Here is a 13,786-nt window from a genome sequence, read left to right as displayed (position 1 = left end):
TCAAGCTTGCGCGGCCGGGCCAGGTCGCACAAAACACTGCTCGATAACCGTTGCCCCCCACTGCTGCCCCTCTTGCTCCTGGTCCAATTTAAAACCGAAGTCTTCATACAGTTTACGAGCCACATCCAGACCTTTGAACGTCCAAAGCCGCGTCGCGCAAAAGCCGTGCTCGTCACAGAACTTTATCGCTTCGGCCAATAAGCGTTTGCCCGCGCCCTTGCCTCGCGCCGAGTCATCAAGAATGAAACAGCGCAGAATCGCTTCGCCGCCCTCTCCTTCGCCGTCTATCGCGATGGAGCCGACAATTCGCTCGCCATCCAGAGCCACCCAGACTTCGTTGCGTGGGTTGTGCAAACGCCCCATCAACTCCGCCATGTCTGATGCAACCAGACTTTCGAATGGCTGGCCGAAATTCGAATGCCTGACGTAGTAGTCAGCATGCATTCGCACGATGCGGCCGATGATTCCGGGTCGGTAGCCCCGAGCGATGTCCAGCTGCGGCGCGGGCGGCGGCGCTGTACCGAGTCGATGGGCTTTCAGGGCCATGGAGTAGTTGGCGATTCCCTCACTCACTGCCTGCTGTTGCTCGTTCGTCAGGTAAGTCATGGCAGCGCCCACCTGTTGCCTGGCGAACGACTCGATGTCTCGCAGGGTTTTCTGGCCCTGTGCCGTGAGTCGCAGCTTCTTGGAGCGCGCATCCTCCTCATGCGCAATTTCTTCGAGCTCGCCGGCCTCAATGAGCTTGCGCACCATCCGGCTCACGCTGGATTTTTCCAGACCGAGAAGCTCCACAAGCTCCCCTGCCGTCAGCGATTCCCGATTCCCGATCTCCACGATCGTATGCACGGATGAGGGCGGATAGTCCGTCGCCGCCAGCGTGGCTTGCATGAACCCCAACTCGCGCACCATGAGACGCGACGCCGAACGGACTTGGTCAATCAGGTCTGATTGGGAATGGGTCACGGCAAGCACCTCGAACAAAACGTTTATTTAGTTGTATAGCACAACCAAATAAACGTCAATTGACGGCTGCCGGTTAAGGCATGAAGCCTGGTAGCTGCGCCACCCGCTCGGCCAGGTACTGCATGAATAAACGTGTACGCAAGGGGCGGTAGCGGCGCTCGGGATAGATCAGAAACGCGTCGTTCGACGGGCCGCTCCAGTCGGGCAGCACACGTACCAACTGCCCGCTTTCAAGCAGGTCGCTGACCAGCCAGGCCGGCGTGATGCAAAGCCCGGCGCCCTGCAGAAGACCGTCGCGAATGGCCAATGAGCTGTTGGTTCGATAACGCCCCTGAGTCGTGACGCTGACCTGTTCACCAAGGGGGCCGGTCAGCTCCAGACGGTCGCCCGCGGTCAACCATGCAAAACGCAGGAAGTTGTGTTCGCTCAAGTCTGCCGGGGTTTTCAACGGGGAATGTTTGCGCAGGTATTCAGGCGCGGCCACCAGGTAGCGCGGTGAAGTCGCTATGCGCCGGGCGACGGCATTCGGTGGCAGGCTGCCCCCCAGGCGCAGGGCCAGGTCGACGTTTTCTTCAGTGAGGTCGACGAAACGATCATTGAGGATCAGCTCCACTTCAATGGCCGGGTACTGCGCCATGAACGACAACAGCAACGCATTCAAACGCAACACGCCGAGGCTGACCGGAACGTTGACGCGCAGTAACCCCTCGGGCCGTTCGGTCAGGCCACGCACATCCGCAACGGCCTCGCCGTACTCCTCCAGCACGCCTTTGGCACGCTCGTAAAAACGCTTTCCCGGTTCAGTAGGTATCAGCCCGGAAGTGCCTCGAATCAGCAACCGGGCCCCCAATTGTTTTTCCAGGGCGGCGACCAATTTGCTGACGGTGGGCTGAGTGCTGCCCAATTCACGGGCGGCTGACGACAGGCTTCCAAGCTCAACGGCGCGGACGAAACAGTGCATTGCTTTAAGACTGTCCATGGGTATTCGATTCAGGAATGGGCTGTATGCGGTTTACCCTTCTAGCACACGCATTTTGAATAGACCAATCTGGCCTTCATGAACCATCACCGCCCAAGGAGACACCTGAATGAAAGCCTTTCACTCAAGAATCCCGCTGCCTCTCGCCCTGACTGCCCTGCTTGCCGCAAGCCCTGTCATGGCGGCGGAAAATTGGGTCACCACCTGGATGGCCAGCCCTCAACCCACCTGGGGCAACGAATTACCGCTGCCCACGCGAACTCCTGAAGCGCTGACCGACAGCACCCTTCACCAGAAGGTGCGCATCAGCAGCGGCGGCAGCCGGGTACGGGTGGTGGTTTCCAACGAATATGGCAAGCAACCGCTGGTCATCGGTGCCGCGCGTATCGCCTTAGTTGAGGGTGTCGATCGCATTCACGCAGGCTCCGGGCATCCCCTGAAGTTCAGCGATCAGGAACAGGTCACCCTCGCTGCGGGTGAAACGCGGATCAGTGACCCGATAGAACTGGCGGTGCCGGCACTCAGTGAGCTCGCGATCTCTCTTTATCTGCCGCAACACACGCCGTTGACGACCTTCCATTGGGATGGCAAACAAACCGCATTTATCGCCCCCGGCAAACACGTCGACGCTCAGCGACTGGAAGGCAGCGAGCAGGTGGAGGCGCGGCTGTTTCTCAGCGACATTTTGGTGGATACACCGGTCGACACCCGCGCCCTGGTGGTACTCGGCGACTCGATTACCGATGGCAATGGCTCGACCCTGGACAGCAATCGACGCTGGCCGGACTTCCTCGCTCAACGCTTGACCACGCGCAAGCTCGCGGTGCTCAACGCAGGGATATCCGGGGCTCGCCTACTTGAAGATGGCATGGGTGCCAGCGCGCTGAAGCGTTTCGAGCGCGACGTACTCGGCAAGTCTGGGGTAAAAACGGTGATTGTGATGCTCGGCATCAATGACATCAGTTGGCCGGGCTCCTCCTTCGCGCCGAACGAACACCTGCCAGCCAAGGAACAGTTGATTGCGGGCTATCGGCAACTGATCGATCAAGCGCGCCAGAACAATATTCGCATCATTGGAACAACCCTGATGCCGGTCGAAGGCGCTCTGGATGGAACGACCGTGAAGAATTATCACAACGCGGAGAAAGAACAACTGCGCCAGGCAGTTAATGACTGGATACGTACCAGCCACGCATTCGATGCCGTGATCGACTTCGACCTTATGACCCGTGACCCTGAACACCCAAGTCGCTTACTGCCGCCCATTGACTCTGGGGATCACTTACATCCCGGCGATGCCGGCAACAAGGCGATGGCCGAGGTTATCGACCTGAAAACGCTGATCTAGCCGTTTAGAACAAAACGTGAAAGCCCATAGGGATCTTGAATTGCCCGAAGTTCGAGAATGACATGAACTGTTGGCACCGATGGAGATCAGCAGATAAGGTAGTCGAAATTCATCCTAGGGGTTTTTGTGGAAAACCGCTCCGAAGACAAGACCCGCCAGCCACCATTGCAATCGAGAAGACTGCCGGCAACAGCGATCTCCGTCGTGTTCATGGCTTTAGTCACCCTTTCGATACTTAGTATTTACTGGCTTCAAGCCGCCCAAAGTAAAGCCTATGAACTCTCACAAGCAAAACGGGTGTCAGGCAATTTGACGTGGTCGATAGCCCAACAAGCGACTGATACGTTTGATGAAGCCAACCTGATCCTGGATGAACTGATCGACAGAATAAAAGACAATCCAAGCGCCCAACAGCTCGACAAAACGCAAAAACTGCTTAAGCGCAGAGTCTTTACCACCGAGCAGTTGCACGGCCTTTTTTACTATGATGAAAACGGCAACTGGATCCTGACTTCGTTCGACTCGAAACCTGAAGCCCCCAACAATGCCGATCGTGACTACTTCATCTTTCACAAAAACAACGTAACCCTGTCGCCTCGCATCGGCCGGGCCATACGCAGCCGCACGACCGGAGAATGGATTATTCCGTTCTCCCGACGAGTCAACGATAGCGAAGGCCATTTTAAGGGTGTCGCGCTGGCCACGATCAAAATGGCCTACTTTGATAAGTTCTTCTCAACGTTCTCCATTGACCGCAAAGGCGCCATTTTCCTGGCCCTTCCCGACGGAACGATAATCGCCAGGCGGCCTTTTGCTGAAGAATTTATCGGTGCATCGCTAGCCAAAGGGGAAATATTTTCCATCTATTTACCCAAGTCTCCGGCTGATACCGTCATGATCAAATCGATTATCGATGGCGTTGATCGACTCTTCGGCTACAGACTGCTTCAAAAATATCCGTTGGTCGTCGCTGCCGCCAATTCACGGGAAGCCATTTTTGCCGAGTGGAAAACCGGAACAATCAAGATGGCATTAATGATTGGCGCAGTGCTGCTGGTGAACCTTCTCGTCGGTCTCTTGCTCATCAAGAAAATACGTTACGGCGTCTCGGTAGAAAATCATTTGAAGCAGACCCGGGCAGCCCTGGAAAAACTGGTATTGCAGGATGCTCTCACCGGACTTGCAAACCGACGCCACCTCGAAAACAGCTTGCAACAGGAATGGCTTCGCGCGGTAAGACATCAATCTGCGATCAGTTTGATAATGCTCGACATTGATTATTTTAAAAGCTTCAACGATCAATACGGGCACATTGCCGGCGACCATTGCATCGCTTCCGTTGCACAGGCAATTGCGCAATGCATTCACAGGCCATCCGATTTAGCCGCGCGGTACGGTGGCGAAGAGTTTGCACTATTGCTACCTGATACAGATGCCAAAGGTGCCTACTCCATTGCCGAAGACATCAGGCTCGCGGTGCTGAACCTTGCCATTACACACGATGGCAACCTCGCCAGACGGGTGACCGTCAGTTTAGGGGTTCATACCTGCATACCGGAGACTGCCGAATATAAACACCTGCTGACACAGGCGGACTCGGCACTGTACCTGGCAAAACGCTCAGGCCGGAATCAGACTGCCTGCTTGTCTTTGATCGAGGCCGGATAAGGCTGTAGGAGCGCCTTGACTGAGTTTATTTGACGAGCCGCTTTTCCTTGGAGGGTCTGTACCCGAAGTACGAGCTATAGCACTTGCTGAAATGACTGGGCGACACGAAACCACAGGCCACCAACACGTCTACCTGGGACAGTTCTGTGTGCTGCAGCAGTCGCCGCGCTTCGGTGATGCGCAGCTCCATGTAATACCGCTGCGGCGTTGTACCGAGTTGTTCCTTGAATAAACGCTCCAGTTGTCGCCGGGAACGGCCGGCATAGACCGCCAGTTGCTCCAGCTCCAGAGGCTCTTCGAGGTTGGCATCCATCAGCTTGACCACCTCGCGCAAGGGCGCGCTCACACAGATATTTTCAGCCGGTTTGATGCGCCGGTAACGAGACTCCTCGAACGCCAGAATGTCCTCGATCCCCTCGACGAGGGCTTTATCGTGCAGGCCCTTGATCCAGTCCAGCGCCATATGGAATGCCCCCGAAGGGCTGGAAGCCGTGAGGCGGTCACGATCAATGACGTAGGGCTCGCTGGTGACCTGTGTCGCCTTGGAGATTTCCGCGAGTGCGGGGCGATGTTCGGGGTGAATGGCGCAACGATACCCATCGAGCAAACCTGCGCTGCCCAGGAACCATGCGCCATTCCACAACCCGGCCAGACTGACACCCTGGTCCGCCGCCGTTCGCAACAGGCTGATGAACTCATCATTAGCCTTGAGCGCTGTCCTGTAGCCGCCACAAATGACCAGCAGATCCAGATCGTGAATGGCTGAAGCATCCAGACGTGCATCCGGCCGAATGACCAGACCCAGATCGCTGATGACCTCGCCATCGCTCAAGCCGAACGTTCGCGAAGAGAACAACCTGGGTCGTAGAAGATTCGCGGTGACAATGGTGTCCAGTGCCTGGGTGAACGCAGGCAACGAGAAATGCTCGAGCAGCACAAAGCCTGCTCGGGTCATTCGAGCAGGCTCATCAGGGTTTTCATTCAGATAGCGGAGATTTTTCCCCTTCATGCCTCCGCTAAATTGGCGTCGTTCAATCAAAGTTCGACCCACTCGGTGACTGCGTAGATAAAGCCTAATGCTAACTGCAGAAGCGCAAAAAGCCCTAGCACCATTCTGCGACCGATCAAGCCAGTTGAAAGCCGACTATTTGGGGTATCTCCTGAAGCGCAACCTCGAATGCTTCAACCGCCCGCTGATCGCCCTCGCGAAGCGTCGCAAACACCATTGCCGTGAAGTTAAAGCCGAGTGCGCTGGGGGCGAGTTGTGCGCGATAACCCAGGATTACGTAAGAAAATACTTGTCCTGCTGCGCCCATAATTGTCCTCAGACATAACCCAACCTCATAGACAGGCCGCTCGGTTCTGCCCTGTAGCGTAGATCAGGAATATGCGGTTGCCTGCACTGCTAGAATCCACGTACCTGTCCCAACTCTGGAGAACCAAGATGATCAGCAAGAACACGATTTGTCTCTGGTACGACGGCACCGCGCTGGACGCTGCGACGTTTTACGCCGAGACGTTTCCGGACAGCGCCGTGGGAGCCGTCCTTCGCGCGCCTGGCGACTATCCAGCGGGCAAACAGGGCGACGTCTTGACGGTGGAGTTCACGGTGATGGGCATCCCTTGTCTTGGGCTGAACGGCGGGCCGGGGGTCAAGCACAACGAGGCTTTCTCGTTTCAGGTGGCGACCGACGACCAGGCCGAAACCGACCGTTTGTGGAACGCGATTGTCGGAAACGGCGGCCAGGAAAATGTATGCGGTTGGTGCAAGGACAAGTGGGGACTGTCGTGGCAGATCACGCCACGCGTCCTGACCTGCGCGATAGCCAATCCTGATCGGGCAGCAGCCAAGCGCGCGTTCGACGCCATGATGGGAATGACAAAGGTCGACATCGCTGCGATCCAAGCGGCTCTAAGGCATTAACCAGCGCGGCTTGGGGCTGGGCGTTTAGAGAGGTCGAATGCTGGCTGCTCCAGATGCCCCGCCCTCGCGCTGACGTCTTTCACTTCCTCTGCAGCAACCAGTGTAACAACCCGCTCTTCTTGATCTCCACAGGCTTTTGCATGACCACGGTCTGACGGATTTCCAGGCGCTGATCTTGTAGAGTGCTCAGGGCAGATTTCAAATCACTGAGGTGCTCCAACTGGTTGTCGAGCGTGGTTTTTTCAATCCTGAAAAGCCGGCCACTGGTGATACTGCGAAACTCTCCTCGCGAAGGACCTGCGGCGAGAATCCCCTCTTCGCCCATGACCTCTCCCGGCCCCATACGCATTGCCTCAATCAGTTTTTCACCGTCGTGAATCGAGACGGAGACCACCCCGGTGCTGATAATCATCAGGCAATCGGCAACCTCACCGAAAGCCAGAATCACCTCATCGGCCTTATAGTCCACCGGGGTCATTTCACCGGCGAGCCGTTCACGCTCATCGCTGCTCAGCGAGCGGAAAATACGTACGTCTTCGAGCAACTGGCGTTGACGATTCCAGGGCTGTTTTTCCTGACCGGCATCCCAGGCGACACCCGCGGCTTCGAGGTGACGATGGGCGAGGTCGAACATCAGGTTGCACACTTCGGTCTTGTGCTTTTGTGACGCTATAAAACCCTTGAGTTCGTATTCGGTGTAGTCGAGGTGAGAGCTTTTTACCGAAACTTTAGCGGAGAACGCCGGCAACAACGCCTGGGTCCCGCGCAAGGTTTTTTCCAGCGCATCAATGACGCGGCGCGGCCGCACGCTGCTAGGCACTGCAACGATCACACTGACCCCGTGTACATTCCCGGGACGACTGAAATTGATAATTCGCGCTTTCGCTGCCAAAGAGTTGGGCACCACCGCAATGCCGCCCATATCGGTGATCAAATGCGTCGAGCGCCAGTCAATTTCAACCACCCTCCCCTCGGTACCATCAATGGAGATCTGGTCATCCAGTTGGTAAGGCTTCGTGGTGTTGATCACGATCCCTGAAAACAGATCGCTCAATGTGCTTTGCACCGCCAGACCGATAATGATCGCCATCGCCCCGGAAGTCGCCAGCAAGCCCTTGACCGGCAGCTGCAAGACATAGGCCGCTGCGCCGACAATGCCAATCAGGAAAATCAACGCCCCCATCAGATCGTAGAGAAATCGAGCGCTTTGGCCGGCACGAGAGATCAGGCCATTGCCCAGAATCACGGTCAGTACTCTGGCCGCAAACAGCCACCAGCTGATGCCCAACACCGTGGCCATCAGGTTCAGTACGGGATCCTCCGGCCAGAGTGGTGGTTGCAAGGGGCTGATGCCGACAGACAGCATCACCCAGCAGAACAACACAAAAATACTGACGCGCACGCCTATTCGCAGGTTGCGCCGCGAGGCACCAATGAACTGCCAGAGCGCCAGTTCAATCACGATCAGGATGGCGGCGCAGATCAAGGGGTGAGCCTGCAAGAACGTGAACATCAATGATTTCTCCTTTATTCCGGCAGCCCCGCTCTGCGTAGACCATCCACCAGCGTGGCGAGATTCTCCGGCCGGTGGATCGGTAGCCAATCAGAGATATTGCACAGGCGCAACGTAGGATCGAGTTTACGCAAATGGTCCATCGCATAGCGCGCTTCGGCCATCCGTCCGGCCAGCGCATGGCTCGCAGCGAGAATGGCGACGGCCAACAGAAAACCTGGCAAATCCCGAAGCGCTTTCTCTGCCCATGACGACGCCGTATCAAAGCGCCCCACGAAGAGATTCGCGACCGCCATTCCGGCTTGCATTCTATACAGTTCCGGGTCGAGGGGGCTGAACCGCATGGCGTGCGTGAAGTACTCGATGGCTGCATCGGTTTCGCCGTGCCAGAGCCTGAGGAACGCGCCGAGGAACCATGCGGCGGCGAGGTTCGGATTGAGCATGAGTGCCTTGTCCAGCAATGCGATGCCACCCCGGAGGTCGCCAGCAAGATAGCCAAGCGTATGGCCGCTTCGGGTGAGAGCAACCGCATCGCCCCTGTCCAGCTCCACCGCTCGGCGAGCGAGTCGAATACCCTCCGCTTCCTCCCGTGAGTGATCAGTCATCCAGCGATTGGCTTTGCGCCAACTATGACACCAGGCCGCCATCGCATAGGCCGATGCAAAATCCGCGTCGAACTCTATGGCCTTATGGAAGAGCGGCAGCGCCTGGTCGATGGCCTCCCTGGTGCCATGATGAAGCTTGGCCATTGCACGCAGATAATAATCGTAGGCGTCGAGGCTTTCGGTGGGCGTGTGCCTCGCACGTTCGATCTCCGCCCGCTCAAGTTGTGGCGCGATCGCGCCGACCACGCTTTCGGTGATCTGGTCCTGCAGTTCGAAAATGTCTCCCTGCACACCTTCGAAACGGCCCGCCCAATGGTGGGCCCCGGTTGTCGCATCAATCAGCTGGGCCGTGATGCGCACACGATTTTTGGCCTTGCGCCAGCTGCCCTCCAGCACATAGCGAACGCCCAATTCGCGACCGACTTGTTTCACATCCACCGTACGGGTCTTGTAGGTAAAGCTCGAGTTGCGCGCGACGACAAACAGCCAGCGATACTGCGACAGCGCCGCGATGATGTCCCCTACCACGCCGTCGGCCAGGTAGTCCTGCTCTTCGTCCCCGCTCAAGTTCACGAACGGCAAGACCGCGATGGACGGTTTGGCAGGCAGGGCCGGCTCGGGTGCAGAAACTGCAACCGATGGGGCGGGCTCGGTGCCGGGAAGGCCAACGTCCTCCACCGGCTTGACCTCGGCGACGAACCGGAATCCCTTGCGAGCCACCGTTCGAATCACACGCTGCTGCTGACCGTTATCGCCGACCGCCTTGCGCACCGCATTGATATGGCTGGCCAGGGTCGACTCCGAGACGATTCGTCCGGCCCATATCGCATTGATCAGATCGTCCCTGCTGACGACGTGCTCGCGGTTCTGCGCCAGGTAGACCAGCAGGTCGAAAACCTGGGGCGCAGTGGCAACGACCTGGGAGGCCCGAAGGAGTTCTCGCCGGTCCAGGTCGAGCACGCAGTCATCAAACACCAATAGCATTCAGGGCTCCTGTCCCGTACTCACGCGCCGGGCACATGCCCGTGGTTACCGGCCGACGATTGGCGGCCAGGCGACGTGATTTATAACACGGGTTCCTGGACAAATAGCCAAGCCAAATTCAATGGAAACCCAAGGCTTCGGCAAAGTATTACGCCCTACTGGCGAGCATGCTCCCTATATCGATCACTGCAACGAAATTTGATCGACACCCAACCGAGGAGCGGGACATGAAAATTGTCGTTATTGGCGGTAGCGGACTGATCGGGTCGAACATTGTCAGCAGGCTACGTCTCAATGGACACGAGACGGTGGCGGCCTCGCCACGCACAGGCGTGAACACCCTCACTGGCGAGGGGCTGGCCGAAGCGCTTGCCGGTGCTCAGGTCGTCGTCGATGTGGCGAACTCTCCCTCATTTGAAGACCGGGCCGTCATGGAATTCTTTCAAACGTCCGGTCGAAACCTGCTTGCAGCCGAAGCGGCCGCTGGCGTAGAGCACCATGTCGCGCTCTCTGTCGTGGGCCCCGATCGTCTGCCGCAAAGCGGTTACTTCCGGGCAAAAGTCGCCCAGGAAGAGCTGATCAAGGCGTCGAAAATCCCCTACACCATCCTGCGCTCGACGCAGTTCTTCGAGTTCATCGAAGGCATTGTCAACTCAGGGGCAGAGGGCGACACGATTCACCTCTCGCCTGCCCTTATCCAGCCCATCGCATCGGATGACGTCTCGGCGGTGCTGGCCGATCTTGCGGTCGGGGCACCGGTCAACGGCATCGTCGAGGTGGGCGGACCTGATCGTTTCCCTCTCGATGAACTGGCGCGCAAGTTTCTTGCCGCGCACCACGACAAGCGGCAGGTCATCGCCGACGTGCATGCGCGCTACTTCGGCAATGAGTTGAATGATCGATCCCTGGTCGCGGGTGACGACTCGCACATCGGTCCGACACGTTTCCTGAACTGGCTCAGTCGCACATCGGCTTAAGGATCGCGCCAGTCAGCTGGCCAACTGGCCAGGGGCAGGACGCCATCGAATTTCCACCTACGTACTTCTCACACAGAGGATTCACCATGACTCAGCGCATCGATTACCAGAAGCAATCCCCCGAGCTGTTCAAGAAGTTCGTCGAGTTCAGCCTTGCCTTCAAGCAATGTGCCATCGAGGAGTCGCTGCGCGATCTCGTGGATATCAGGGCATCGCAACTCAACGGCTGCGCCTTCTGCGTGGACATGCATGTGAAGGAAGCCACGATCCATGGCGAGCGGCCACTCAGGATTCACCATGTCGCCATCTGGCGTGAGTCAACGCTGTTCAGCCCACGCGAGCGCGCTGCCTTGGCGTGGACCGAAATCCTCACCCAGATTCCCGCCCATGGCGTGCCTGATGAGCTCTATGAGCGTGTTCGCATACAACTGTCCGAGAAGGAATTGTCCGATCTGACCTTCCTGGTCATGTCGATCAATGCCTGGAATCGCATCAACGTGGGCTTCCAGGTCGTGCCCGGCACGTACGACAAGGCATTCGGCGTAGACAAGTCCGGCCTGTCCTGATCAGGTGTGGCGAGGGGGCTTGCCCCCGTTTGAGTGCGCAGCACTCACAAGACTTTTGATACATCAGAGATTTTTGGGCAGCTTCGCAGCCCAACGGGGCGGTGCGGCGTTCCGACAAGCCCCCTCGCCACAGTAACTTACCGACATTACCCCCTACCGGACCGACAACGAGGAACACGCCATGTCCATGTTCAGAATCTTCGCCATAGGGCTCCTGTTGACCACCGGCGCCGCCGGCGCACAAGCGGCGCCACCACCACCGGCGCAGGTAACACCGCTGATGACCAAAGCACTGGCGGACTATCCCGGCAAGGAAGCGGTGATGATCACCGTGGAGTTTCCACCGGGTGGAGGCGATCCCGTGCATCGGCACAATGCACACGGATTTATCTATGTGCTGGAGGGTTCGATTGTGATGGGTGTGCGCGGCGGCGAATCCGTCACGCTGACACCGGGCCAGACCTTCTACGAAGGCCCGGACGACATCCACACGGTCGGGCGCAACGCCAGCCTCACCAAACCCGCCAAGTTTCTGGTCGTCCTGTTGAAGGACAAGAGTAAGCCCATTTTTACTCCGGTGCACTGACAGCACCGCCCGCACACGCGGCCAGCTGCGTGCTCGGTGACGCCCTACTCGGCCGACATCATCCGTTCAACGATATCGGCCTGGGGCGATCCCTTCCTCGACAGGACGCTGCAATGACCTCACAACGGCTGCTTTCACAATTACGGCAGTGCGCAATCGCAACGCTAGGCGCAGTCTCGCTGGCCGGCTGCATGGTCGGCCCCGACTTCGTGAAGCCTGAGAGCGGTCTCCGCGAAGCAGTGCTAGCGCCCAGACAAGACCAAGCGAGCGTCCCCCTGACTTCCGACGCCGCAGTGCCCTCCCAGTGGTGGTTGTTGTTCAACGACGCCGTGCTCGCCGAGCTGCAATCACGTGCGCAGGCAGACAACCTCGATCTGCAATTAGCCTCCGAACGCATCGAACAAAGCCGGGCGCAACTGGGCATTGCCTCCTCGCCGTTGCTGCCCAGCGTGGCGGCCAACGCCAGCTACACGCGTGAGGGGCTCAGCGAACACGGCAAGTTCGCCGCCCTGGGAGCGCCCACTGCTCCCAACAATTTCTGGCAGCTTGGATTCGATGCCAGTTGGGAGCTCGATCTGTGGGGCCGCGCACAACGCGCGCGCGAAGGTGCTGCGGCGACCCTGGAAGCCACAGTGTATGACCGCGAAGCAGCGCGGGTGACTTTGTCCGCCGAAGTGGCGCGAACCTATTTGCAGTTGCGCGGAACGCAGGCACAACTGGACATCGCGCAGCAAAATCTGACGATTGCCGAACGCACCCTCAGCCTGGCCGAAAGCCGCGAGCGTAACGGCGTCGCTACGCGCTTCGAAACCTCGTCCGCTCACGCACAGTTGGCGACGATCAAGGCCATGGTTCCCGAACTGACCCAGCGTCGCTACGCCCTGATGAATGCAGTTGCATTGTTGTTGGGAGAACAACCGCGTGCGCTCGATGCGCAACTGCGTGAAGCCATGCCCTTGCCTTCACTGCCAACCCGCGTACCGGTCGGCGTCTCTTCTGAATGGGCTCACCGGCGACCCGACATCCTGCGCGCCGAAGCCCAGCTCCATGCCGCAACTGCCGCCATCGGTGTGGCCAAGGCTGATTTCTACCCGCGTATCGGCTTGAAAGGAAAAGTCGGCGTGGAAGCTTTTGAAAGCGGCGATCTCGCGAGTTGGGACTCGCGCTTCTTTTCCGTCGGCCCGACGGTTTACCTTCCGATCTTTCAGGGAGGTCGGTTGACGCAGCGCCTGGCCCTGAACGAATCACGGCAAAAAACCGCCGCGCTGGCTTATCGGCAAACGGTGTTGCGAGCCTGGCATGAAGTGGACAATGCCCTGGACGCCTGGGCTGCCCAACAGCGCCGGCACGCTGAATTGCTGGATTCGTATGAACAGAACAAGCAGGCATTGCAAGCTGCCGAGCGAGGTTATCAGCAAGGCGCTACGGACTATCTGAGTGTACTGACGGCGCAGCTCAATGTGCTTGCCAGCCAAACCAGTCTCAATGACAGCGCGACCAACGCCACGCTCACCGTGGTCAACCTCTACAAGTCGCTGGGTGGCGGTTGGGACCCGCAGGCTGGCATCGATCATTCGACGGCACCTTCATCGGATCGCCCGGTTGCCCTTGTGACGCCGGTTGCTTCACGCTCGAAGGCCGATCAATGAACGACGTCGCCTTGTCGCCAGCGG

Annotated in this window: 12 protein-coding genes and 1 pseudogene; 7 read left to right on the top strand and 6 right to left on the bottom strand. The window is 58.2% G+C overall.

What is annotated here, in order from left to right:
* On the bottom strand, positions 1–909 hold the full coding sequence (locus J3D54_RS20160; protein ID WP_253426669.1) for a helix-turn-helix domain-containing GNAT family N-acetyltransferase: 909 nt from the start codon (positions 907–909) through the stop codon (positions 1–3).
* A 127-nt stretch (positions 910–1,036) separates the two neighbouring features.
* Positions 1,037–1,942: a LysR family transcriptional regulator gene (locus J3D54_RS20155; protein ID WP_253422015.1), complete on the bottom strand. Its 906-nt coding sequence runs from the start codon at positions 1,940–1,942 to the stop codon at positions 1,037–1,039.
* 109 nt (positions 1,943–2,051) lie between these two features.
* On the opposite strand from J3D54_RS20155, the gene J3D54_RS20150 reads away from it, so the two are divergent.
* Positions 2,052–3,290 (top strand): SGNH/GDSL hydrolase family protein, encoded by a 1,239-nt coding sequence (locus tag J3D54_RS20150; RefSeq protein ID WP_253422013.1) that lies wholly within the window; start codon positions 2,052–2,054, stop codon positions 3,288–3,290.
* 210 nt (positions 3,291–3,500) lie between these two features.
* Positions 3,501–4,958, top strand: a complete 1,458-nt coding sequence (locus J3D54_RS20145; RefSeq protein ID WP_253426667.1) for a sensor domain-containing diguanylate cyclase — start codon at positions 3,501–3,503, stop codon at positions 4,956–4,958.
* A 25-nt stretch (positions 4,959–4,983) separates the two neighbouring features.
* Here J3D54_RS20145 and J3D54_RS20140 read toward each other — a convergent pair whose 3' ends face one another.
* Positions 4,984–5,967 (bottom strand): GlxA family transcriptional regulator, encoded by a 984-nt coding sequence (locus J3D54_RS20140; RefSeq protein WP_253422011.1) that lies wholly within the window; start codon positions 5,965–5,967, stop codon positions 4,984–4,986.
* A 133-nt stretch (positions 5,968–6,100) separates the two neighbouring features.
* A pseudogene (locus tag J3D54_RS20135) lies at positions 6,101–6,250 on the bottom strand (AsnC family transcriptional regulator); the annotation flags it as partial.
* Positions 6,251–6,402: 152 nt separating this feature from the next.
* Between J3D54_RS20135 and J3D54_RS20130 the strand changes: the two are divergent.
* Positions 6,403–6,882 (top strand): VOC family protein, encoded by a 480-nt coding sequence (locus J3D54_RS20130; protein ID WP_253422009.1) that lies wholly within the window; start codon positions 6,403–6,405, stop codon positions 6,880–6,882.
* A gap of 79 nt (positions 6,883–6,961) precedes the next feature.
* On the opposite strand, the gene J3D54_RS20125 is transcribed toward J3D54_RS20130, so the two are convergent.
* Entirely contained in the window at positions 6,962–8,395 is a 1,434-nt protein-coding gene (locus J3D54_RS20125) for a mechanosensitive ion channel family protein (protein WP_253422006.1), read from the bottom strand.
* 14 nt (positions 8,396–8,409) lie between these two features.
* The gene (locus tag J3D54_RS20120; protein WP_253422004.1) at positions 8,410–9,984 is read right to left on the bottom strand and encodes a winged helix-turn-helix domain-containing protein; all 1,575 of its coding nucleotides are present in this window, start codon (positions 9,982–9,984) and stop codon (positions 8,410–8,412) included.
* Positions 9,985–10,211: 227 nt separating this feature from the next.
* On the opposite strand from J3D54_RS20120, the gene J3D54_RS20115 reads away from it, so the two are divergent.
* The 4 genes from J3D54_RS20115 (at position 10,212) to J3D54_RS20100 (ending at position 13,762) form a co-directional block, all read left to right on the top strand.
* Entirely contained in the window at positions 10,212–10,961 is a 750-nt protein-coding gene (locus tag J3D54_RS20115) for an SDR family oxidoreductase (protein ID WP_253421989.1), read from the top strand.
* A gap of 86 nt (positions 10,962–11,047) precedes the next feature.
* Positions 11,048–11,527: a carboxymuconolactone decarboxylase family protein gene (locus tag J3D54_RS20110; RefSeq protein ID WP_253421986.1), complete on the top strand. Its 480-nt coding sequence runs from the start codon at positions 11,048–11,050 to the stop codon at positions 11,525–11,527.
* 181 nt (positions 11,528–11,708) lie between these two features.
* Complete coding sequence (locus J3D54_RS20105; protein WP_253421983.1) at positions 11,709–12,113, top strand: cupin domain-containing protein; 405 nt, start codon at positions 11,709–11,711, stop codon at positions 12,111–12,113.
* Between the two features lie 113 nt (positions 12,114–12,226).
* Positions 12,227–13,762 (top strand): efflux transporter outer membrane subunit, encoded by a 1,536-nt coding sequence (locus J3D54_RS20100; protein ID WP_253421980.1) that lies wholly within the window; start codon positions 12,227–12,229, stop codon positions 13,760–13,762.
* Positions 13,763–13,786 lie beyond the last annotated feature (24 nt).

The organism is Pseudomonas sp. GGS8 (genome assembly GCF_024168645.1).
In the GTDB taxonomy this organism is placed as follows: domain Bacteria; phylum Pseudomonadota; class Gammaproteobacteria; order Pseudomonadales; family Pseudomonadaceae; genus Aquipseudomonas.
This window is presented reverse-complemented; position numbering and strand designations above follow the sequence as displayed.

What these genes read in the sequence shown, in the direction of transcription:
- J3D54_RS20160 (WP_253426669.1), bottom strand. Translation starts at nt 909, where the DNA reads ATGGTGCGCGAGTTGGGGTTCATGCAAGCCACGCTGGCGGCGACGGAC.
- J3D54_RS20155 (WP_253422015.1), bottom strand. Translation starts at nt 1,942, where the DNA reads ATGGACAGTCTTAAAGCAATGCACTGTTTCGTCCGCGCCGTTGAGCTT.
- J3D54_RS20150 (WP_253422013.1), top strand. Translation starts at nt 2,052, where the DNA reads ATGAAAGCCTTTCACTCAAGAATCCCGCTGCCTCTCGCCCTGACTGCC.
- J3D54_RS20145 (WP_253426667.1), top strand. Translation starts at nt 3,501, where the DNA reads ATGGCTTTAGTCACCCTTTCGATACTTAGTATTTACTGGCTTCAAGCC.
- J3D54_RS20140 (WP_253422011.1), bottom strand. Translation starts at nt 5,967, where the DNA reads ATGAAGGGGAAAAATCTCCGCTATCTGAATGAAAACCCTGATGAGCCT.
- J3D54_RS20130 (WP_253422009.1), top strand. Translation starts at nt 6,403, where the DNA reads ATGATCAGCAAGAACACGATTTGTCTCTGGTACGACGGCACCGCGCTG.
- J3D54_RS20125 (WP_253422006.1), bottom strand. Translation starts at nt 8,395, where the DNA reads ATGTTCACGTTCTTGCAGGCTCACCCCTTGATCTGCGCCGCCATCCTG.
- J3D54_RS20120 (WP_253422004.1), bottom strand. Translation starts at nt 9,984, where the DNA reads ATGCTATTGGTGTTTGATGACTGCGTGCTCGACCTGGACCGGCGAGAA.
- J3D54_RS20115 (WP_253421989.1), top strand. Translation starts at nt 10,212, where the DNA reads ATGAAAATTGTCGTTATTGGCGGTAGCGGACTGATCGGGTCGAACATT.
- J3D54_RS20110 (WP_253421986.1), top strand. Translation starts at nt 11,048, where the DNA reads ATGACTCAGCGCATCGATTACCAGAAGCAATCCCCCGAGCTGTTCAAG.
- J3D54_RS20105 (WP_253421983.1), top strand. Translation starts at nt 11,709, where the DNA reads ATGTCCATGTTCAGAATCTTCGCCATAGGGCTCCTGTTGACCACCGGC.
- J3D54_RS20100 (WP_253421980.1), top strand. Translation starts at nt 12,227, where the DNA reads ATGACCTCACAACGGCTGCTTTCACAATTACGGCAGTGCGCAATCGCA.